Here is a 23,197-nt window from a genome sequence, read left to right on the forward strand (position 1 = left end):
GCTCGCCCGCCTTAGCTGCCTTGGACCGGTGCCCAAGGTGGTTGCCGGGTCTCAATGGATGGAAATGACATGACCTTGAAAGCACTTACCGCACTGGCCGCCGCAACACTCATCGTGGCGGGGGCCGGATCGGCCATTGCGGAACAGCACGCGACGGCGTCCGACGCGGCCGAGGCGCAGACTTTTCTGGCAGCCCCCGGCACCATCGCCGATGCCGTCGCCACCGCCGAGAAGGAAACCGGCGGCAAGACGATGAGCGCCGCCTTCGAGCCGGACGACACTACGCAGGCCGCCGCGTGGGAGGTCGAACTCGCGCTGCCGGACAACACCATCGAGACCGTCATGGTCGATCCCGCGACCGGCGCGGTCACCGCTAAGGCCGCCGAGGCCGAGGATCAGGACGGCCTGGCCGGCGACGATGGCGAGGAAGATGGTGAAGACGAAGGTAACTGACGCCTTCGCATCGTGATAGACACGACCGGCGGGGCCTTTCGGCCTGCCGGTCGCTTGCCTGTGAGGAGGCCCATGAAGATACTCGTGATCGAGGACGATACTGCCACCGGGGCCTATATCGCTGAAGGCCTGCGCGAGGAGGGGCACAGCGTCGACCTGATCGCCTCCGGCGCCGATGGCCTCGTGCAGGGGACGATCGGCACCTATGACGTCATGGTCGTGGACCGCATGCTGCCGGGCCTCGACGGCATGGCGGTGGTCAAGACCCTGCGCGCGACCGGCAATGCCACGCCGGTCCTGTTCCTGACCGCGATGGGCGGCGTCGACGACCGGATCGAGGGGCTGCACGCGGGGGCCGACGATTACCTCGTCAAGCCCTTCGTCTTCGGCGAGCTGTCGGCGCGCCTCGCGGCCATCGGGCGGCGGCCAAAGATCCAGGACGCACCCGTGACGCTAAGCGTTGCGGATCTGGAGATGAACCTGCTGACCCGCAAGGTCACGCGGGCCGGCCAGCCCATCGATCTGTTGCCGCGCGAGTTCGCGCTGCTGGAATGCCTGATGCGCCGCAAGGGCCGCGTGCAGACCCGCACCATGCTGATGGAGACGGTCTGGGATATTCACTACGATCCGCTGACCAATGTCGTCGACACCCACATCAGCCGCCTCCGGGCGAAGATCGACAAGCCCTTCGCGACCGAACTGATCGAGACCGTCCGCGGTGCCGGCTACCGGATCGCTGCGCCGTGACGCTGCCGGACCGGTTCGACAGGATCAGGTCGACGCCGCTGCGCCTGACCATAATCCTGACGCTGATCTTCGCGGTCGCAGCTTTGGGATGCTTCACGACGGCCTACGGCGTCGTGCGGGCGAACCTGAACGCCGCGATCCTGTCGGATCTGCGGCAGACCGTGGCGACCTTTCGGCAGGAAGGCGAGCCCGACGAGCTTCTCGAACGTCTCACCGAAGCCGTGCGCGTCACCGACCCCTCCTATCGCATACTTCATTACCTCCCCGACAGCGGGCCTGTGATCTCGAACGCTGGTGACATCGCGCCGATCAGCGGGACGGTGACGCTGGCGGGTGACAGCCTTGGACCGACGGATGGCGCGCTGGCCGAAAGCTACCTTGCACTCAGCGCCCGTGTCGGCGCGGGTCAGCTGATCGTCGGCCAGTCACGGCGTGCGATCATCGAGATGAGCGAGATCTTTGCCGCAGTCGTCCTGATGGGACTCTTGCCCGCGATGCTGATCGCAGGTCTGGCCGGGCTCTGGATCGCGCGGCGGGCACAGGATCGCATCGGAGCAATTCAGGACGCACTGGGTGCCATGACCGGCGGGGATTCCACGGCACGGGTGAGGGGTATCGCGGCGGGCAACGACGACCTGTCGGGGATCGGGCAGGCCGTCAACGCCATGGCCACGGCGCAGGAAGCGCTGATCGTGACCTTGCGGCAGGTCTCCACCGACATCGCGCACGATCTGAGAACGCCGATCCAGCGCGTCTCGGTCCTGCTGGACCGGATGGCGCGCGGCGCCGATCTGCCGCCGGCCCAAAAGACCCTTTTGCTGCAGGCGCAGGACGAGACCACCCGTATCGGGCGCACCTTTCAGGCGCTCCTGCAACTGGCGCAGGTCGAAGGCGGCGCCGCGCGCGACAGGCTGGTGCCTGTCGATCTGGTCGGCGTCGCCCGTGACGTGGTGGAGTTTCTGGACGTCGACGCCGAAACTCAGGGTCTCTCGCTGACTGCTGCCCTGCCTGCTTCGGCCACCGTAACCGGGGACCGGCAACTGTTGTCGCAGGTCATGGTCAACCTGATCCAGAACGCCATGCTGCACGGGGCGGAAGGTCAGACTGTTCATCTGGCAATTGCCACGTGCGGCCCGGTCGTCACCCTGACCGTGTCGGACCACGGCCCCGGCATCCCCGCAGACGAACGTGCCAAGGTGCTACGGCGCCTTTACCGGCTGGACCGCAGCCGGACGACGCCCGGCAACGGGCTTGGCCTCGCGATGGTCAAGGCGGTCTGCGACCTGCACCGCGCGCGGCTGACGCTGGAGGACAATGCGCCCGGCCTGAGCGTGCGCATCGCCTTTCCACCGGTGTCAGCGGACGTCGGGACGACGGCGCAGCGACCACATCTGGCGCAGTGACAGCGCGCCGCCGTAATGCGCGATCAGGGCCATCAGCGCGTGGCCGATCAGATAGGCCCAGACCAGGTTGGCCAGCGTCGTGTGAACGGTCATCGCCACCTTGACCAGACCGCCCGCATCGGGGTCGCCGGTATTGACGAGGAAATACAACGTCCCCGACGCCGCCATCGCCGTCACCAGCAGCAGGCCCAGCCCGTGGATCGCCGAGGCGAAGGGCGAGTGCGTGTCGTGCGCCGGCAGTCGCAGATGCGTTAGTTCCGACAGATGCGCCTTGAAATCCGCCCAGACCGCCGCAAGGCGCGCGCCGCTGAACCACGGGATCAACATGCCCGGCGGCGTGCCGCGTTGCCGGATCAAGCTCTGCACCCAGAACCCCAGAACCAGTGCGAAGGCCGCGAGTCCGACATAGGCATGCACGCCGAAGATGTTGTCGCCGCCGTCATCGGGATTCATGAACTGGCTGCTGGCCAGCTGCACGACGATGGCGGTGGCGAGGCCTGCGTGCAGCAGACGGGTCGCGAAGGCGTGGCGCGGCCCAACCGCCCCGGCGTGCCGCGAATGAAGAGCTGAGTCTGACATAATGAAACCTTGAGCAGCATGGATCCGACACCCTGCCCGATCCGATACCGTCCTTGAACAGGGTTACCGATGCCGAAATCTTTCGGGACGGTGTCAAAGCTGTAATGTCTTTATTGCCAGCAAAGCGGCTGCAGAAAACTGCGAAAGGTGCTCTTGCACGCCGCGCTGACAAAATGGACATGCAACGATGGCGGGTAACGCGCAGCATTCGGGGACATGCGCAGTGTCAGGGCTGCGCCGTGGACCCCACCTTATTCTAAAAGACAAGACGCCATGTGCTGTGGCCCCTCCTATAAGTTAAAATTGCGTTGACAAATTTTCGGGGAGTCGGCATAAAACCGCCTATTAAAGTAAAAATCAACCATTTTACCGCCAAGTTTTGAAACCTCCGATTATTGGAGCATTGCCACTCATGGCCGCGATAGGACACCGAACTACCGTCGGCATCGTCGATGACCATGCCCTGTTTCGCGAAGGTCTCGCGGCCGTGTTGGAACGGTCCATGCAGCATACCGTCGTATTCGAGGGCGAGACCGCCGACGATGCCGTCAATAACGTGATGACGCATTTGCCGGACCTGGTCCTTCTGGATCTTGGACTGCCGGGCAATACGATCGACGCGCTGCGCAAGATCAAGGAACGCGCGCCGGGGACATTCTGCGTCATCCTGACATCCTGCGACGATCCGCTGAAGGCGATGGCCGCTCTTTCGCTTGGGGCGGAAGGTTATATCCTGAAAGGGATAAAGGGTGCCGACCTCCTGCAAGCGCTGGACGGCATCCTGCAGCGCCGCACCTATGTCTCGCCGGAATTCGCGATGCGTCTTGTGACGGCCGCGAACGCCCAGTCGCGCAAGGCGAGCCAGACCAGCGACCTGTCCTATCGCGAGGAACAGGTGATCCGCGAGGTTCAGAATGGCCTGACCAACCGCGAAGTTGCGGCGCAGCTGAAATTGAGCGAACAGACCGTGAAGTTCTACATGTCGAGCGCAATGCAGAAGCTTGGCGTGAAGAACCGCGTCGGTGCCGTGCGGGAATACCAGCGGCGCATGTCACCGGGCGGCGACATGCCTACAGGACTGGCACACTGATCCGCACGCGGCAGCCGCCCTCGGGTGGGCTGTCGAAGTCGAGCCTGGCTCCGATCCGTCGTGCCTGATCCCGCATCCCGCTGATGCCGTGATGGTTGGCCTCTGCCATGGCGGCAAGCGTTTCGTCGGGCGGCAGGCCCGGTCCCCTGTCCACGATGTCGATCACCAGCCGGCCGTCTGACAGACCCGCAGTCACCGCCTGACCGTGACCACCGGCGTGGCGAAAACCGTTGTTCAACGCCTCTTCGACGATGCGCGCCACACCGCGCTGCGCCGGCAGGCGCAGCAGGTCGGTCAATTGCAGCCCTTCCGTCGCGACAACGGCACCGCTGCGCTGGGCGTAGGCCGTCACGACGTCGGACAGGGCGGCGGGTTGGCCGCGGCCAGAGGCCAGCAGGCGGTTGGAGATCTCGCGCAGCTCGATCTGGATGCGGTCTGTCGCCGCCTGCATCTCCTCAACGTCATCCGATCTGGCGCTACCGCGGCTGCCGACCCCGGCCAGATTGTCGAGCGCAAGGCTGAGGTATCCCAACATCTGTACCGGGCCGTCGTGCAGTTCCTGTCCGATGCGCCGGCTCACCTCCTTGTCCATCTCTTCCAGCTGGCCGCGCGCCGTGTCCAGCCCGGCCCGCAGGCGGGTGGTATCGGCCTGCAGGGCCTCGCGCTCTTGCTGAATTTGGGCAATCGCGGCCTTCTGGGTGTCGATGGTGCGGCTGCCCTGACGAAAGACCGAGAACAGACCCGCAAAGATCGCCAGACCGCACAAGGTCAGGACGAACCAGTCCACACGCAGCAGCCTGTAAAGTTCGCTGCGCATCCGGGTCGCGTCCTCGTAGAACTCGCCGACCGCAATGATGGACCCGTCGGCACGGCTGCGCAGCGGCACGTAGATCTCGAAGATCGGCCGCTCGAGTTCCCGCTCGAAGACGTTTTCCTCGTCCGAGAGGTTATCGAAATAGGCAGCCGTCTGACCCGCAAGGGCGAGGGTCAGGTCGTCGGTGCCGAAGTTCTGGCCCACCAGTTCTCCGTTCGTGGCGTGCACGATGGTGCCGGTCGTGTCCCAGATCTTGATCGACAGGACATGTCGCCGCAGCGTCGGGTTCGTCATGACCGTGTCGAGCGCCGCGCGGTCCGCCAACGACAGCGCACCCCCACCGGCCATGCTTTGCACGTTGGGTTCAAGGAAGGTGGTCATGTAAAAGGCGGTAGAGGCCTTGCTGTGATCGAGGAGGTAGGCGGAGACGCTCGTCGACACGAGTGATCCAAGGCCGATGATGATGATCGCGATCGAAAGAAGTGACGTCAAAAGAAACTTGAGTTTCAGCGACATACCGCACCTACACACCGGGTGCATCGACCTTAGAAGCATCGGCGATCAAGTCCATCACGATTGAATTAAAGGTTAAGACTTTTTTAAACTTTGGTTTCGCCTGCCGGGCCTACGAAAGACCGGTCGCGTCCTGTCGGACGGTTGAAATTTCACTGAACCAATTCGTCTGTTTTGAACCGACCGGTTCCGCAACTCTGGAGGCGCGGTTTTGTTCACGTCGAACTTGCGTCGCAGAAGTTAAGGACACCTTAACGCCTGCAGACACTGTGCCGATCGGGCAATCGCAGAGATTCATCCCGGCCTGCCGATCCCGGCAGCGACCGTTCACACACTGCTTTGCCTGGGGAGGCTTGCCATGACCGTCGAACTGAAACCCTTCGTGCTGAACATCGGGGACATCACGTTCCTGCTGGACCAGGTGAACCTGACCCCGTTGTTCGATTCGGACGGCAACCTGATCATGAACTGGGGTGGCGACACCGCGATCTACAGCACCTCGGCAGGGGCCGCTGGCGCGCCCGAAACGCTGCTGTTCGATCCGGCGGCCACACCGCTTGACCCCGCCGCGGCGATCGCGAAATTCGGCCACTCCTACTATTCCGTCGCCGATGCGGCTGGCGTGCGGGACGTGGCGGGCGTGGCCAACAACCTGCACGCCGGCAACGAATACTGGGGTGCGACGGACGTCCCGTTCCTGAACGTCGGCGCGGCGAGCGATCTGGGCTACGGCCACTACACCACCGGGCATTATCCCACCGCCCCCGACTACACGATCACCGGCAACGGCACCGCCGTCGTGATGGCGAACGTGACCGACTACACGCCGCGGATGATCACGCAGACGGTCATGACCGGCGGCGTCCGCCTGCTGCTGGACGCGCAGAACCACATCGTCCACTGGGACCCCACGGCCTATGCCACCGATGCGACCTATCGCGCGCTGCTGGACGACAACAGCATCGACGTGACCCGGCTGGTCGAGGGCACGGCCATCGTCAACACCCGCCCCGACGTGATCGGCACCTACGACGCGGGGCTTTACGCCTACGGCCTGCTGATGCGGGCGGCCGGCGTCACCATGGCGGGCGACGTGGGCCACCTCGACCCTGCCGGGCTGAACATCGCCCTGCCCTACCTGCAGGAGGCCGTCGATCAGTTGGCGCTGATCGAGGGGCACGGCATCGACGTCACGGGCCTGAACAACGGCGACACGCTGATCGACCTGAGCATGAACCCCTACGGCATCCTGGCCGAGATCGGCGTGCCGGACCGCCAGAACGCCTCGAACGGCGAATATTTCGCCGAAAGCCAGAACCCCGGCGTGGCGCCGACCAACGGGTTCTTCGCCGTCTTTGGCCAGTTCTTCGACCACGGCCTCGACTTCATCGGCAAGGGCAGCTCTGGCACCAAGATTACCATTCCGCTCGACCCCAGCGACCCACTCTACGGCGTCATCGGCCAGGACGGGCGGCCCACCACGTCGATCACCATCTCGCGCGCGAACGTCGACCACGTCGACGAGAACGGCGTGCCCCTCTACCAGAACCACACCTCGCCCTACATCGACCAAAGCCAGACCTACGGCAGCGTCGCGCAGATCACGCAGATCCTGCGCGAATGGGTCGAGAACCCGAACAACCCCGGCCACTACATCCCCGGCGCGCGGCTGCTGGACGGCGACAAGACGGTCGCCTGGGTCGACGGCTTCGGCAACGCGACGACATCGACCCTGCCGACCTTGACCGAACTGCGTGCGCATATCCTTGAAACCGGACGCGCCGACCTGACCTGGGCCGACGTGCTGGACCTGCGCCAGCGCGATGCGGACGGCCAGCTGGCCGACACGGATGCCGCGACGGCGGGCGTGCAGCCCGGCGGCAGTGGCCACGCCCTGCTGCTGGACATGAACCCGCGCGTCGACGGTGCGCACCTGATTGCAGCGCTGGGAGAGGTGCGCGCGGCGGAGGTCATCAATACACTGACCCAAGAGGCCGCGAGCCTCGGCATGTCCTTCGGCATGGATGCGGCCGGCATCATCTCGCTGACCGTACCCGCCGGCATGATGGGCTCGAACCCGGTGACATTGACCGGCCTTGCCGCCCTGGCGAACTGGATCAACTTCGCCTCTTTCGAGATCGGCGGTCAGCACGGGATGCCATTGTCCGCGGCAGGTGCGGCGGCGGTCGGCGAGGTCATGATGGCAGCCGTCGGCGACCACTACGTCGCCGGCGATGGCCGCGTGAACGAGAACGTGGCGCTGACCTCGATCCACCACATCTTCCACATGGAACACGACTACCAGACCCAGAACCTGGAGATCGCGCTGTTCCAGCAGGATGCGCTGAACGGGACGGCGGACGACCATTCGATCCTGAACGACTGGCAGGTCGGCGTGCAGACGACCGAGGCCGCGGGGACCGTATCCGCCGCCAGTGCCCTGATCGCGGCCGCCGACGATGGCGACGCCGCGACGCCCAACATCTGGGTCGCCACCGGCGGCATCCTCGCGCGGGATGCGGACAACAAATATTACGTCGTGGCAGATGGCACCACCACCGCCGACCTGCCCGCCGGCCACAGCATCGTGCTGGGCCGCGACAAGGCGGTGATCGACGCCACCGGCAGCTACACCGACGCCGCGGGGCATGTGTCCTGGGATCAGGAACGCCTGTTCCAGGGGGTCAAGCTGGTGGTCGAGATGGAGTACCAGCACACCGCCGTCGACCAGTATGCCCGTGCGGTGTCGCCCGACATCCCCGAATTCTCGGCCTATTCGACGGACATCGACGCGACGATCAACATGGCCTATTCGCAGGGCGCCTTCCGCTTCGGCCACTCGACCCTGCGCGAGACGATCGACACGCTGGACCCCAGCGGCGACATGACCGGTCGGATCATGAGCTATGCGCTGGAGAAGGCCTTCCTGAACCCCGCGCTCTACGAGCAGGTCGGCGCGGCGTCGCTGGTCATGGGCATGACGCGGCAGGTGATGAACGACATCGACGAATTCGTCACCCCCGCCCTGCAGCAGGGCCTGCTGGGCCTGCCGATGGACCTGGCCGCGATCAACATCGCCCGTGGCCGCGATGTCGGCCTGCCGACCTTGAACCAGACCCGCGAGCTGCTGAACCTGACGGTCTACACCAGCTGGAACGACTTCGGGCAGAACCTCTACCACGCGTCGTCTCTCGTGAACTTCATCGCGGCCTACAGCTTCGACGGCAATGTCGCGGCGGCGCAGGACGTGCTGGACCGGGCCGACGCCGGTGACGTGGCCGCGCTGAACTTCCTGAACGGCGGCGATCAGAGTTTTCAGGCGGTCGACATGTGGATCGGCGGTCTGGCCGAAGCGCATATCTCCGGCGGTCTGCTGGGCGAGACCTTCAACGTGGTCTTCGTCGACCAGATCCAGCGCCTGATGGACGGCGACCGGTTCTACTACCTCTATCGCCTCGCGGGTACGCAGTTCGGCGACGAGATCATCAACGAACAGTTCAAGGACATGGTGGAGCGCAACACCGGCACCACCCACCTGAACGGCAACATCTTCGGCTATTCCGACAGCTACTATGAACTGGGCGGCGACCAGATCGCGACCGAGCGGCTGTACGATGCCGACGGCGCGGGCGCCGTGGCCGATCCGCTTGTCTGGATGGCGGGCGGCGACCGCACGGTCGCGGTGAGCCTTGTAAACGCATCCTTCGAGGCGGACGTGCAGGCGCCTGGCGGCTACACCACCGAAAACGCGGCTCATCCGATCGCAGGCTGGACCCTGACCGGGGGCGGCGGCGTCTACTATCCCGGCGCCAACAATGATGCGGCGGGTCATGACGGCAACAACGTCGCCTACCTGCAGAACGGCGGGTCGGTGGCGCAGGATACCGGCGTCGTGGTGGCGGCCGGCACCAGCTACACGCTGAGTGTGAACGTCGGCGATCGCACCGACACCACCTTCGGCGGCGGCATCATGCGGCTGATCGCCACCAACGGCACCGACACCGTCGAACTGGCCAGCGTGGTCCTGACAGAGCCGGTGGACGGCGGCTGGGCGGTCACGTCGCTGTCGACCGGGCCGGTCGACGCGGCCTATGCCGGCTATACCCTGCGGATCGAGATCACCAACACCAGCCCCGGTGTCGGCTACAACCAGGTGCTGCTGGATCAGGTCAGCCTGACGGCGGATGTACCCGGCGGCGTCTTCGATCCGGCGGCGACCTATTACGACGCGCAGGGCGTGGCCTATACCGCGACCCGGCCGATCCCGGTGGATGCTAACGGTCTGGCGACCGTCAACCTGTATGGACCGAATGGCGACCATGCGAACACGCCGCTGGTAGCCGTCGGCGGACATTTCGATCCTGCCGTCACCTACTATGACGTGGCCGGCAACCCCCCCGACCAGCACAAGTACGGCGACATCATCGCCGCTTACAACGCCGCCCACCCCGGCGAATACATCGGCATCTATACCAATGGCGGCACCTCGATGGCCGGCAGCGGGGCCGTGGTCGTGATCAACGGCGTGTCCTACATCCTCGACCAGCGGCCGGACCTCGCGCCCGATGCGCTGAACACCGACGGCACGCCGACCTCGGGCGTCAACTCGAACGAGGTGCTGGCAGGCACCGACAGCGACGACCTGATCTACCTCGGCTACGGCGACGACACCGGCTATGCGGACGGCGGCGACGACATCGTCTATGGCGGTGGCGGCGGCGACCGCATCTACGGGGGCGAGGGTAACGATGTCCTCTACGGCGACGATGCGCCCGACGTTGTCGACGGCGGCGACGGCGACGACATCATCTACGGCGGCGACTCTGGTTCCTCGGTCGGCGGCTTCGACCAGCTGATCGGCGGTGCGGGCGACGACAAGATCTACGGCGGCGTCGGCATCGACAAGATCTACGGCAACGGCGGCGACGACGCGATCTATGGCGGCGCGGATACCGATCCCTTCATCTTCGGCGGCGACGGGTCCGACATCGTGGACGGCGGCGACGAGCAGGACAACATCTACGGCAACGCCGGCGACGACCTGCTGATCGGCGGCAACGACAAGGACATTCTGTTCGGCCAAGAAGGCGACGACATCCTGCGCCCCGGCATTCCGGCGGGGTCCGCCAACGCGGGCGGCGGCAACACCGGCAACGCGGTCTTCGGCCCGGACGAGGTGGTGGGCGGCTTTGCCAACACCAACGCGCCCGACCAGGGCTTCGACCTCATCGACCTGTCCGACAACGCCACCGCCTTCCAGCTGGAGGTGAACCTGAACGCCCAGAACAACCCCCTGATCCTGATCGACCAGAACCAGGTGCTGCCGACCATGATCGAGATGGACGGCGTCATCGGCACCCAGGCCGGCGACACCATCATGGGCGACGCCACGGACAACTGGCTGATCGGCGCCGGCGGCGGCGACGCCTTCGAGGCCGACATCGCCCCCCGCCTGAACGGGGCCCAAGACGCGGTCCTGGCCGACCGCGGCGGCAACGACGTCATCGTCGGTGGCGCGATCCGGCTGGATGCGCTGATCGGGAAATACGGGACGCTCGACGGCCTGGGCAACTTCGTCGCCGACGCCTACGAGACCGCCTATGGCCTCATCGGCGCCAACCACCGGGTCAGCGAAAGTGCCAGCCTGATCGGCGGCCTGCTGAACGGCACGGCGACGGCGGGCCTCTACGCCCTGCACTTCACCGAGATGCTGCGGTCGTTCCAGTTCAAGGACCTTGTCCTCGGCTCCGCCGAGAACGAGATCGGCGACATCGGCGACACCACGATGCTGGACACCTCTGACGACACGGTGCGGTTCACCGGCAACTTCGCGGACTACAGCGTGGTGGCCGTGGACATCGACGGCAACGCGGTCACGGATCTGGCGAACCACTACGACGCCGTGGTGGGCGTGCGGATCACCGACAACGGCACGCCCAATGCCGACCCGCTGCTGGCGCGGGCCGCGACCGACGGGACCGACCTCGTGGTCGGGGTCGAGACCTTCGTCTTCGCCGACGGCAGTCATACGCTGCGGGAGGTGATCGGCTCTCCGCCCGTGATCGAGGCGTTGAACTATGCCGGGGGGCCGTCCAGTCTGGCCGACAACTTCGACATCGCGAACAATGCCAACCTCACCGCCCGCAGCACGAACAGCACGGGCACCGATCCCTGGACCTCGGCCTGGACGGAAAGCGCCGATGGCACGAACAGCACCAATGACGGTCAGATCCGCATCGCCAACACGGCGAACAACGGTCCGACTGCCGGCGCACCGGCCAACAGTCTTGTCGTTGGCTACGGCGACGGTGCCACGATCAGCCGGACCGTCGATCTGTCGGGCATCGCGCCGGGCAGCACCGCCACGGTCAGCTTCGACTGGCAGGAGTATGGTCTGGCGACCAACGAAAACGTCGTCGTCCGCTTCACGGCGACCGGGCTGCCGGGCGATTTCGTGACGCTCGAGACGATCACCGGCGACGGCGGCGGGACAGGATTGTTCGGTGCGGATACCAACACCCGCAGCGGCAGCGCGACCTTCGCGCTGACGGGCGACTTCTCCTCCGGCACCAGCGTGATCCAGATCGATGCGTCCAATATCGCGAACACGCCTGACGCATTCGGCGGCTTCATCCGCAGGCCCGACTACGTCAGCATCGACAACCTGACGTTCGATTTCGTGAAGCCGATCACGGCGAAGGAACCCAGCCTGTCGCTGGCCTTCACGGAAGGCGACGGCGACCTGACGGTCGTACCCCATGCCCTGATCACGGACGCGGACGGCAGCACGCTCGTCTCGGCGAAGGTTGTGCTGACGAACGCGAAGGCCGGCGACGATCTGGTCGTGACGAACGGCACCAGCGGCAACGGCTTCTCGGTCGCCAAGACCGTGGGCACCGACGGGTCGATCACCGTCACGCTGACCAGCGCCACGCCGCAGTCCTTCGATGCCTTCGCGGCCCGTCTGGACAACATCCGGTTCCACAACGCATCCGATAACCCTGATGCCGCGCCGCGGATCATCCAGACGACAGTGAACGACGGCCGCTTCGACAGCGCCCCGGCGACCACGACCATCAGCGTGACGCCGGTGAACGACGCGCCCAACGCGGCGGCCGAGAACGTGGTGACGAACGTGGCATCGGGGACGCCCTACCTCGTCCCCGGCTGGGCGCTTGTGGCGAACGACGTCGATCCTGACGGTCCGAACCCGCTGACGGTCACGGGTGTCACAGAAAACCAGACGTCCTTCTCTGCCGCGCTGTCTGGCGGTGATGTGCAGGTCACCCAAAGCACGAACAATACGCGCACCTTCACCTACACCGTATCCGACGGCCTCCTGACGGACACGCAGGCGGTCAACGTCAACACGGTGACCAATACGACCATCCTCGGCGCCAATTCCAACACCCGCGACATCCTGATCGCCAATGACCTGGGCGCGACCCTCGACGGAGGCACCGGCAACGACATCATCCTGGGCGGTGCCGGCAACGACTCTGTCCTTTGGTATGCCAACCCGAACGGAGCAACCGACGGACAGGACTTCGTCGACGGCGGCGCGGGGACGGACACCTTCACGATCAACGGCAATGCCAGCGGCGAGCGGTTCCAGATCCTGACGACCGCGGCGGCCATCGGACTGGGCTACATGCCAACCCACGCCAGTACCGAGATCATGGTCATCCGCAACGAAACGGTGATTGCAGAGCTCGACAACATCGAGGAACTGGTCGTCAACACGGTGAACAATCCGGGGAACACGCCGCTGCCCGGCGGCACGACGACCTTTCCCGGCACCAATGGCGACACCATCACCGTGGCGGGCGATTTCGCGGCGGGCACCAGTCTCGCCTACAACACGATCCACATCAACGGGTCGGACGCCCATGACACCGTGGACATCAGCGGGCTGACATCGGCCCACCGGATCGTCTTCGACACGCAGGGCGGTGACGATACGGTGATGGGAGACGTGCGCCCGCAGGACCAGGTGATCCGGCCGCAGGATGCGACGCCGCCGGGGACGGAGCCGGGCGGGCCGCAGGACAACGGCCCTGCTCATGACAACGCCGCGCCGCAGGACATGGTGCTGACCGGCACCGACGGCGCAGAGACCTTGCAGACCGGCGGCGGCCGCGATGTCGTCTTCGGCGGTGATGGGGCCGACAACATCCTGACCGGCGCCGGGGCCGACATGATCTTCGGCGACGCTGGCAGCGACCGCATCTTCGGCGGTGACGGCGCGGATCATATCACCGGCAACACCGGCAACGATCTCGTCTTTGCCGGAGACGGAGACGATACGATCGTTGCCACGAAGGGCGACGGCGGCGACATCTATCATGGCGACGGCGGCAGCGACACGCTCGACATGGCTGCGATCGGTGTCGCGGTGACGGTGGATCTTGGAACCGACGGCAACGTCCGTGGCAGCGTCACAAGCGCATGGACCGGAAACGATCTGATCTACCACATCGAGAATGTCGTGACCGGGTCCGGCGACGACGTCATCACCGCAAGCTACGCGGTCAACGTGATCGACGGCGGCGCGGGGATGGACATCTTCCGCTTCACCAGTGCCGCCGCCGCCGACGGGGACACGCTGTCCAGCTTCCAGCCCGGCGACACCATCGATCTGTCGCATATCGACGCCATGGCGGGGACTGCCGGCGATCAGGACTTCACCATCACCAGCGGCGCGCTGACCGGTGCGGGGCAGCTTCTGATCACCGAAGAGGTGCGTGACGGCCAGACCTTCACACTCGTGCAGGGCAGCACCGACGATGATGCAGAGGCGGATTTCACCATTGCGATCCGCGGATCGCATCACCTGACCGCTGGCGACTTTAGCCTCTGATCCCGCAGACACCGGGCGGCCCCGCGTCGCCCGGTATTCCAAACGTCAGTCACATCACCCGGGGGACAACGTCATGCGCACAGGCGACACGAAAGACCACATCAAGATGAAACAGGTGCGGAAGATCACCGCCGGACTGAGGTCGGTGCTAATTTACATCTTCTGCCTGTCGGGACTCATCAATATCCTGGCCCTGACCGGGTCGATCTACATGCTGCAGATCTACGACCGGGCGCTCGGCAGCGGCAGCATCCCGACGCTGCTGACGCTGTCGGCGCTGGCCATCGGGCTCTACCTGTTCCAGGGTCTCTTCGACATCCTGCGCTCGCAACTTCTTGTGCGGATCGGGGCGCGGCTCGACCGGCAGATCGCCCCCCTCGCCCACCGCGTCGTCGTCGACATGCCACGCTTCGGCTACAGCACCGCAGAGGCGCTGGAGCGGGGCCGCGACGTGGACACGGTGCGCGCCTTTCTCGGCAGTCAGGGGCCGGTCGCGATCTTCGACATTCCGTGGATGCCGGTGTTTCTGGTCTTCGTCTACATGCTGCACCCGCTGCTGGGCGCGCTGACGCTGGGCGGCATGGTGGTGCTGACCCTGCTGACGGTGGCGGCAGAGCTGATGACACGCCGCCTGACCGGGGCCACGCAGGCTGCGGTGATCCAGCGGAACGCCATCGCGGATTCCAACGCCCGCAATGCCGACGTCATCAAGGCGATGGGCTTTGCCGGCCGCGCGGTCGAACGCTTCACCCTTGCCAACCGGGATCACCTCGACCTGCATACGCGGGCCAACGACATCTCCGGCACCTTCGGCGCCCTCTCGCGGGTGCTGCGGATGATCCTGCAATCGGCGCTGTTGGGCCTCGGGGCCTATCTGACGATCACCGGCGATCTGTCGGCGGGCGCGATCATCGCCTCCTCCGTCGCCTCGTCCCGCGCACTCGCACCCATCGACATGGCGATCGGCAACTGGAAACAGGTCGTCGGCGCCCGCGCCGCCTTTGCCCGGCTGAAGGAAACCGCAGTCGCGCTCGCCACGGCAACAGAGCCGCTGTCCCTGCCGGCACCCAAGGCGTCGCTGCGGCTGGACGGCGTCACGGTTGCGGCTCCGGGGTCGGGCCGCGTGCTGCTGGCAGACGTGACGATGGAGCTGGCGGCCGGTCAGGCGCTGGGGATCATCGGGCCGTCTGGCAGTGGCAAGACCACGCTGGTCAAGGCGATGACCGGAATCACGCCGGTCCTGCGCGGCGGGGTCCGTCTGGACGGCGCAGACCTGCCGCAATGGCCCGAGGCCGAACTGGGCCGCTACATCGGTTATCTGCCGCAGGACGTCAGCCTGATGGATGCCACCATCGCCGAGAACATCTCTCGGTTTGCCGCGCAGACGGACATGACGGCGATCGTCGCTGCCGCGCTGGCAGCGGGGGTGCACGAGATGATCGTGAAGATGCCCGACGGCTACCAGACGCGGCTCGGTGCCGGTGGTATCCTGCCGTCGGGTGGCCAGCGGCAGCGGATCGCCCTGGCGCGCGCGCTCTATGGCGACCCGTTCCTGGTCGTGCTGGACGAGCCGAATTCGAATCTCGACAACGAGGGCGAGGCCGCATTGAGCGAAGCGGTCGCGGGTGTGCGGGCACGGGGCGGCATCGCCGTCGTCATCGCGCACCGCCCCACGGCGCTGTCGGCGGTCAACATGATCGCCGTCGTGCAGGGCGGGCGCCTGACCGCCTTCGGCCCGAAAGAGGACATCATCGGACCCAAGCCCGTCCCGCAGCCCGCAGCGGACCGGCCAGCGGCCGACATGCCGAAGCCGATGGTTCTGCAGCCAGCTCAGCGGGTGCCGGCATGATCAAGGTCAAGAAAACACGCGCCGACGCTGGGCAGGATGACCCGACCCGGCCCTACCGGTTCGACGATGGCGCGCCGAAGGGCGGACTGCCACAGGCAATCGCCATGGCCATCCTCTCGGTCGCTTTCTACCTTCGCTCGATGGTCGCCGGACCGGCGGAGCCGGCCGGTCTTCATAGCGGTGCGACCCCGATCGAGCCGACCTCGGACGCGCCGCACGATCCGCAGGTCGGTGCCGGACCGGCAGCGGCAGCGCCCGATGCAACGCCTCCGCAGGCACCCTTTGCCGACCCGGACGCATCCGCCTTCGTCGCCGGACTGTCGATCAGCACCGGCCGCAATGTCGTATCGCTCTTATCCGGGTCGGGCGCTGGCGCGGGGCATGCACAGGACAAGCCCGCGCATCACCGGCTCTTCGTTCCGCAGGGGGGGTCGGAATTGCCGTCGTGGACCCTGCCCTTCGGACATGCCGCTCACGGGTCACATGGTCACGGCGGAGGTCCGGCGGGCGGGGCCGGTCATACGGGCCACGCCGCGCCGGCCGGTGGCTTCCCGTGGCTAAACGAGGCGGACGGTCCGGATGCGCCTGTCCCCGATACGTCAACGGGCACGACGGCCCCGGTGCAAGAGCAGCCTGCCCTGCCGGACACGCCGGCCGCAGCGCCCGGGCAGCCGGGCGTCCCACACGGACCGTCCGCACGCCCGAACCGCGCACCCGTCCGCCTGCGGTCGGTCACGCTCGACGATATTCTTGGCACCGGTGCGATCCTGATCGGCACGGCAAGCCTGGTGGAGCATGTCACCGATCCGGACGGCGATGCGCTGCGGGTCACGGATATCACCGTGTCCGCCGGCAACCTGACGCCGGTCGCGGGTGGCATCCTCTATACGCCCGATCCACATTACGCCGGTGTCGTGCAGTTTTCCTATCAGGTCACCGACGGCACCGCCGCGGTGGCGCAGATGGCGCACCTGATCGTTCATCCCGCAACGCAGGCGGGCACAAAGACCGCCGATCATCTGATCGGAACGGACGGGATCGATGTCATCTCCGGCGGCGATGGCGACGACGATATCGCGGCGCAGGACGGCGACGATGTCGTCCTTGGCGGTGCCGGCGAAGACATCATCCACGCCGGTGCGGGCGATGACCTGATCTACGGCGGCGCAGGCGACGACCTGCTGTTTGGCGAGGCCGGTCGTGACCGCATCGACGGCGGCGACGGTGACGACATGATCTATGGTGGGACCGGAGCTGACGTGTTGACCGGCGGCACCGGCGATGATGCCCTGTTCGGTGGCGACGGTGACGACGTCATGGACGGCGGCGCAGGCGACGATGTCCTGTCCGATGGGGTGGGCGCGGACATCGTCATCGGCGGTGCCGGTGACGATACCGTCCATGCCACGGCGGATGCTGCCGACGATATCTACATGGGCGACGCCCTTAATGCGGCACCCGAGGTTGGCGCGATGGATACGCTGGATTACGGCACAGTCACCGCCAGCCTGCACATCGATATGACCCTGGGGACCGCCGACAGCAGCGCGACAGGCCACGACAGCTTTACCGGATTCGAGATCCTGATCAGCGGCGCCGGTGACGACGTGATCATCGGCAGCGCCGCGGCCGATGTCCTGTTCGGCGGCGCCGGCCGTGACGACATCCATGGCGGTGCAGGCGACGATATCATGACAGACGGCGGCGGCGCGGACAGGGTCACCGGCGGGACCGGGTCGGACACCATCCGGGCCAGCGCCGACCGCGCCGACGATACATTCCAGGGCGACGCCCAAATGTCCGGCGCAGTTCCTGACGCCGGGGCGGTGGATACACTCGACTACAGCGCGATCAGCGTCGATCTGCATATCGACATCGCCGCAGGCCGCGCCGAAAGCGCCGAGAGCGGGTGCGACACCTTCGACGGCATCGAGGTCGTGATCTCCGGCGCTGGCGATGACGTCGTGATCGACGGGGCGGGCGGCGACACCGTGATCCTCGGCGATGGCGATGACACGATGATCGTCACCCAGGACATGTCCGCCGATACCTTCAAAGGCGGCGCGGGCAGCGACACGCTGGACCTTTCGCGGTCCGAAAGCGGTCTTCGCATCGACCTCGGCGATGGCCGCATCGACGGCGAGGGAGGCCCAACCGACCATTTCGTGGAGTTCGAGATCGTCATCGGAACCGCGAGCGACGACACCTTCGTCATCGGCAATGACACGGTGACCCTGACCGGTGGCGCCGGGGCTGACCGGTTTCGGTTCGGAAGCGTCGAGGACAGCGTGACATCTGCCGCGAAAATCACCGATTTCAGCGTCGGCGACACGATCGAGACCCGTCTCTACCACCTGTTCGAGGATGACGGAGGCTCCTCCGACAGCGGCCTTCGGCTCGACGGAGGTGATCTGCCGGACGCGCTCAAGCCCTTCAACGTCACGTTCAGCTACGAGACGGGCGTCGACGGCGACACCACCCACATCGACATCCACGAGGACGACATGTTCGACGCCTTCATCACGCTGTCGGGCCACCACGTCCTGATCCTGCACGACGCCCATTGACCCCATCGACGGAGATGAAAATGACCATGACCTATGCCGGTGCCGCCCCGATGACACGAGAGATCGACCCCCTCCGCCTCTGGCCGCGCATGCTGATCGGCGTGGTTCTGGCGACGGCGTTGATCGGCGGCCTCGGCGGCTGGATCGCGACGGCAAAGCTGGGCGGTGCCGTCATTTCTCAAGGTGTCGTGGTGGTAGAGGCGAACGTCCAGTCGATCCAGCACCGCGACGGGGGCATCGTTTCCGACATCGCGGTGCGCGAGGGCGACGTCGTGAACAAGGGGCAACTGCTGATCCGCCTCGACGATGCGCAGACGACCTCCGAACTGGCCATCGTCCAGGGCCAGGCAACAGAACTGGAGGTGCGTGCGGCGCGGCTGACGGCAGAGCGCGACGGGCTCGACCATCTGACGCTCGCCTCCGACTGGCTGGCGGCGCACCCCGAGGCTGCAGCCACGATCGCAGGCGAGACGAAGCTGTTCGACGGTCAACGCCAAACCCGAGAGAGCCAGCGCCGACAGCTGGAACTGGGCATTTCGCAGATCGCAGAGGAGATCGCAGGGATGCAGGGCCAGCGGGCTGCGAAGGCGGCGGATTCCGATCTGGTCGAGGCGGAATACCAGCGCACCCGCGACATGACGGAACGCAAGCTGATCGAGGTCTCGCGCCTTTACGGGGTGCAGCGCGAGAGGGTGCGTCTGGCCGGCGAGATGGGCGAGATCGACGCCTCCATCGCCCGCGCCGAGGCCCGCACCAGCGAGATCAATCTGCAGATCCTCGCCATCGACGAGACCGCCCGCACCGAGGCGCAGCGCGAACTGAGCACCGTCATGACCCGGCTGGCGGAACTGAAAGAGCGCGAATTCGCGATCCGGGACCGCTTGGCACGGACGGACATCCGCGCCCCGATCGACGGGGTGGTGAACGAGTTGAACATCCACACCCTCGGCGGCGTCGTCACCCCGGCCGAGGTGCTGGTGACGCTGGTGCCGCAGGACAGCCCGCTGCGGGTCGACATCAAGCTGCCCCCGACGTCGATCGAGCAGGTAAGCCTCGATCAGGTCGCACGCCTGCGCTTTCCCGCCTTCAACCAGCGCGTCACGCCGGAACTGCGGGGCCATATCATCCATATCTCGCCCGCAACGACGACGGATCGGGCGACGGGCCAGTCGTATTATCAGGCCACCGTCGACATCGCGCCCGCAGAGCTTGCGAAACTTCATGACAGCCACCTGATCCCCGGCATGCCGGTGGAGGTCTTCATCGCCACCGAAGACCGGACCGTCGCCTCCTACCTGATCAAGCCCATCATGGACCGCTTCGCCCACGCCTTCCGCGAACGGTAAAGGTTGGGGGGGGCGCCAGACCACCGAGACCGCTGAAGCCATGATCCGTCCTGACTGGTCCATGAACCTCGGTCGCGTCATTGTCCGTGCTCCGGTTGGGCCGGACTCTAATCGACGGTGGAGGAAAAATCCCGTGGCAGGTCACTACTGCAAACGGTATCCCGCGAGCTTTCAGCGTCAGGGTCATCTCACGCGGCTTCCGCCGGTTCAGCCTTGGGGAACACGTCGACACCCGTTCTTTCAAGCTCTTGCATGCGACGGATCAATCTTTCGCGGACATCGCAGGATACGACGAACGAGGTGTTGGGATCTGCACATGACAGGGCAAAGGTGACCTCTTGGCCGAAGACGTCATGGTCCGTCACCATGATCAAATGCTCATCATTATCACCGAGTTCGTCGGCATCCACGGACTCGATCACGTCAAAGAAGATCTGGCGGAGTTTTGCGACGTCGGCGTTATGCGCAACCTTCACTGCGATGAGGCGCTTCATGTTCGTCTCTTGAAGCGTCCAGTTCTCGAAGGTCTCGGCAACAAATTCGGTGACGGGAACCACAAGCCGAACGCCGGTCCAGACACGCAACTGGACGAAGGTGAAATTGATCCGTTCGACGTGACAGACATGGTCCTTGAAAAGCACCTTGTCGCCGATGCGCGCCGACTGGTTGAGGGCGATCTGCATCGAAGACATGATGTTCGAGAGAACCTCTCGCGCCGCGAAACCGAGGATCAGCGTCAGAGCGCCGGCCGAGGCCAGAAGGGAAAATCCGAAGGTCCGGAAGAGGTTGGCTTCCGTCATGACGATGCCGGCGCCGATGACGAAAATGACGACGATCAGGATACGCCGGGCCAGCGATATCTTGGTTGCCATGGAACGTCGACCATCCTGCTGGGCGCTTTTAAGGGACACGTCATCGAAATCGACCAGCCGGTCGATGATCCTGTCGATCACGTTGATGACCAGTATCAGGATGGACAGGACATACCCCAGCGCCAGAAACGGCGAGATGAACGTCGAGACCCCTCCAGAGAACACGAACATCGCGCTGATCGCCGCAATAATCGTCGTCGTGACAAAAATCATTGCAGGCATCCTGGTCGACTGAACGATTTCCGTCCTGAAATCATGACGTGCGTTGTCAGCCACGCGGGACAGCGCTTTGTAAGTCAATATGCCCGACAATGCTGCCAGCACGAGCATGAGAGGTATGCCGAGCACCTCCCACCACATGAGGCGCCAGAATGCGTTTTCACGTGCCCATCCCGGCAGCGCCTCCTCCAGCTTGGACGGACGGAACTCCGCGTGCAGCTTCTCGATATTGGCAACCGATCTTTCTGAGAAGACCCAGACAGGTTGGGTGTCACCGACCTGGATCCGGTCCAGACGGATGGGATATGGCCGGTCGTCGATGATCAGGACCCACAGGAGAATTGACCGTCTGGCCTGGCCGGCAACCGCGCCATCACTGGTGGCATTGGCATCCATACCGTCGGGGCGATCGATCAGATCGGGCCAGTCGATCACGACCTTTCTGGCGATGACTTCGTAAAGTTTCCGGGCAAGCTCCGGACCCTTCTCGGCTTGTTCGGGGGCCGGAACAGGGGCGAGGTTCAGGAGGTGGGCCGCGGTGCTGAAATCCTGCATGTCGGCAAGATCCAACAGCGCTTCCATCGTCGACTGCGGAGAACTGCGGTCCAGTGTGTCGGGCGCCGGGCCCAGCCCGGCATTCATCACGTCACTCTCGAACACGGCGTCCTGGGCGGCAGCAGTGCTGAAGAGCCCGGTCGATATCCAGAGACACGTGATGAGGATGTGTCGAGCGATGCGCCGCATTCAGCCTCCTGACGACCTGGTGGGTGACCTCATCCGTTAAGGTGTATGCGATCGAACGATCACGGAGTTGTTAGGTTCCCGGCAGTCAGGCAGCAGCGATCGCGCGGCTCTGCGTCGTCAGGTCCGCATGGGTCGGTGTGACTGCCCGAACGACCATCCGCCAGTAGAGAGGCGCGACAAGCAGATCGAGCGCGAGACATCAATATCGCAACAATAAGCACCGACATAGTGCCATAAGCTCAAGGCAAAGAGATGATCGGCTTTGTTGACGGCATGGATCCCGTTGCGAGAGGCATCCACGCCGTCAACGGAAATGCGCGCGTCAAATACCTGTCTTTCGCAACGAGCGGGACAACATTTGCCTTGCTGCCTATGAGTAGTCCTAAGACGACCCAATCTTTCAGTGGCATCCTTACTTATCTCAACAATCGTCATTCGGCGGTGTGGCAGCATCCCTAGTTATCATCCTGAAAGAAACTGAGGTGCTGCGACTTGTAAGACAAAGAACCGAAAGCCTTTGAAATAAACTACATCCGAGATGTCTCTGTCGGCGCGATGGAGATATCAGACGATATTGCCGATCGGAGTTAGCAGCTCCATTCGATTGACTGCGAACTCCACGGGACTTTCCTGCCCACCGGCGTCCATCAGTGATACCCGAACGACCATCCGGTCGATGCGGTCGGTATCGCAAGTGGCGCCTATAAAAACGCACCCGCCGATGTTACCCACCTTTTCCACGACCTCGGAGTCCATAGTCGTGGTGTCGGTAACCTCTAGCCTGACCTTGAAGGCTTGTCCGGGCACGACCGCTGCGGGGGCTGGTTCTACGTCAAGTCCGACACCACGCACCGGGTGGTCGAAGGTCAGCCCGAAGGCTTGGCTTGGGATCTGGTTGGTCGTGATCACGACCTCACCGGGCGTCGGGAAATGCCCGTTGAAGCTCAGGCCCTGCGTCAGCCGGCGCATCTGCCGGGCGTCGTCGATTGCGCACCATGAACGTCGCTGTGCCGATCGCATGCGCGTGAAGCGCAGCGTGTTTCCGTCGGAGGCAATGCCGGTCCAGGGCTGGAAATCCGCTTCTGCATCCGCAGAGAACGTAGCCCGGCCGGGGACGGCGATGATGTTCAATGCCATGTCC

The 23,197-nt window shown here is 65.0% G+C and carries 12 protein-coding genes; 8 read left to right on the top strand and 4 right to left on the bottom strand.

All coding sequences use genetic code 11. From position 1 onward, the window contains the following. Positions 1–69 precede the first annotated feature (69 nt). The 3 genes from BUA54_RS15465 to BUA54_RS15475 all read left to right on the top strand — a co-directional run bounded on the left by BUA54_RS15465 (position 70) and on the right by BUA54_RS15475 (position 2,603). A complete protein-coding gene (locus BUA54_RS15465; RefSeq protein WP_072858163.1) occupies positions 70–453 on the top strand; it encodes a PepSY domain-containing protein in 384 nt (127 codons plus the stop codon). Between the two features lie 72 nt (positions 454–525). Then, the gene (locus BUA54_RS15470) at positions 526–1,200 is read left to right on the top strand and encodes a winged helix-turn-helix domain-containing protein (protein WP_072858164.1); all 675 of its coding nucleotides are present in this window, start codon (positions 526–528) and stop codon (positions 1,198–1,200) included. After that, positions 1,197–2,603 carry a HAMP domain-containing sensor histidine kinase gene (locus BUA54_RS15475; protein ID WP_072858165.1) on the top strand — a complete coding sequence of 469 codons (1,407 nt, stop codon included), beginning with the start codon at positions 1,197–1,199 and terminating at the stop codon, positions 2,601–2,603. Before BUA54_RS15470 ends, BUA54_RS15475 begins: the two co-directional genes overlap by 4 nt. Here BUA54_RS15475 and BUA54_RS15480 read toward each other — a convergent pair. Then, positions 2,556–3,182, bottom strand: coding sequence for a cytochrome b/b6 domain-containing protein (locus BUA54_RS15480; protein ID WP_072858166.1), 627 nt, complete (start codon positions 3,180–3,182; stop codon positions 2,556–2,558). The genes BUA54_RS15475 and BUA54_RS15480 overlap by 48 nt on opposite strands. Positions 3,183–3,594: 412 nt before the next feature. On the opposite strand from BUA54_RS15480, the gene BUA54_RS15485 reads away from it, so the two are divergent. Beyond that, the gene (locus tag BUA54_RS15485) at positions 3,595–4,272 is read left to right on the top strand and encodes a response regulator transcription factor (RefSeq protein ID WP_072858167.1); all 678 of its coding nucleotides are present in this window, start codon (positions 3,595–3,597) and stop codon (positions 4,270–4,272) included. Here the strand turns inward: BUA54_RS15485 and BUA54_RS15490 are convergent. Then, complete coding sequence (locus tag BUA54_RS15490; RefSeq protein ID WP_072858168.1) at positions 4,253–5,602, bottom strand: ATP-binding protein; 1,350 nt, start codon at positions 5,600–5,602, stop codon at positions 4,253–4,255. The genes BUA54_RS15485 and BUA54_RS15490 overlap by 20 nt on opposite strands. A gap of 355 nt (positions 5,603–5,957) precedes the next feature. Here BUA54_RS15490 and BUA54_RS15495 point away from each other — a divergent pair, with 355 nt between their 5' ends. From BUA54_RS15495 to BUA54_RS15510, 4 genes are all read left to right on the top strand, one after another. Beyond that, on the top strand, positions 5,958–14,459 hold the full coding sequence (locus tag BUA54_RS15495; protein ID WP_072858169.1) for a peroxidase family protein: 8,502 nt from the start codon (positions 5,958–5,960) through the stop codon (positions 14,457–14,459). A 73-nt stretch (positions 14,460–14,532) separates the two neighbouring features. Then, positions 14,533–16,308 (top strand): type I secretion system permease/ATPase, encoded by a 1,776-nt coding sequence (locus tag BUA54_RS15500; RefSeq protein WP_072858170.1) that lies wholly within the window; start codon positions 14,533–14,535, stop codon positions 16,306–16,308. Continuing rightward, the gene (locus BUA54_RS15505; protein ID WP_072858171.1) at positions 16,305–18,875 is read left to right on the top strand and encodes a calcium-binding protein; all 2,571 of its coding nucleotides are present in this window, start codon (positions 16,305–16,307) and stop codon (positions 18,873–18,875) included. Before BUA54_RS15500 ends, BUA54_RS15505 begins: the two co-directional genes overlap by 4 nt. Positions 18,876–18,895: 20 nt before the next feature. Next, positions 18,896–20,221 (top strand): HlyD family type I secretion periplasmic adaptor subunit, encoded by a 1,326-nt coding sequence (locus tag BUA54_RS15510; protein WP_218588288.1) that lies wholly within the window; start codon positions 18,896–18,898, stop codon positions 20,219–20,221. Positions 20,222–20,409: 188 nt separating this feature from the next. On the opposite strand, the gene BUA54_RS15515 is transcribed toward BUA54_RS15510, so the two are convergent. Together BUA54_RS15515 and BUA54_RS15525 are read right to left on the bottom strand one after the other, a co-directional pair. Then, positions 20,410–22,056 (bottom strand): mechanosensitive ion channel family protein, encoded by a 1,647-nt coding sequence (locus BUA54_RS15515; protein WP_072858172.1) that lies wholly within the window; start codon positions 22,054–22,056, stop codon positions 20,410–20,412. 564 nt (positions 22,057–22,620) lie between these two features. Beyond that, positions 22,621–23,193, bottom strand: a complete 573-nt coding sequence (locus BUA54_RS15525) for a hypothetical protein (protein ID WP_072858173.1) — start codon at positions 23,191–23,193, stop codon at positions 22,621–22,623. Positions 23,194–23,197 lie beyond the last annotated feature (4 nt).

Source organism: Loktanella atrilutea, assembly GCF_900128995.1.
Lineage (GTDB): Bacteria > Pseudomonadota > Alphaproteobacteria > Rhodobacterales > Rhodobacteraceae > Loktanella > Loktanella atrilutea.